Origin of the sequence: Paraburkholderia sp. SIMBA_053 (genome assembly GCF_046534895.1) — a bacterium.
GTDB classification, from domain to species: Bacteria; Pseudomonadota; Gammaproteobacteria; order Burkholderiales; family Burkholderiaceae; genus Paraburkholderia; species Paraburkholderia caledonica.
The window spans coordinates 1-266 of sequence record NZ_JAWRXU010000824.1; the positions used below are offsets into that span (position 1 = coordinate 1).

The 266-nt window shown below is 58.3% G+C and carries 1 protein-coding gene; it reads left to right on the forward strand.

The window, feature by feature from the left end; genetic code table 11:
• A partial coding sequence (locus SB753_RS37875) for an AAA family ATPase (protein ID WP_410805263.1) occupies nt 1-266 on the forward strand: 266 nt, incomplete at both ends.

Consider the following 266-nt stretch of genomic DNA (forward strand, 5'->3'; position numbering starts at 1 on the left):
CTGATCCGCGCGAAGCAGCGTCCGCTCGTCATCATCACGTCGAACAACGAGAAAGAGTTGCCCGACGCGTTTTTGCGCCGCTGCTTTTTCCACTACATCAAGTTTCCCGATCCGGCCACGATGCAGCAGATCGTCGAGGTGCATTACCCCGGCATCAAGAAGGATCTGCTGGCCGCGGCCATGCAGAGCTTCTTCGAACTGCGCAACGTGGCGGGGCTGAAAAAGAAGCCGTCCACGTCGGAATTGCTCGACTGGCTCAAGCTGCT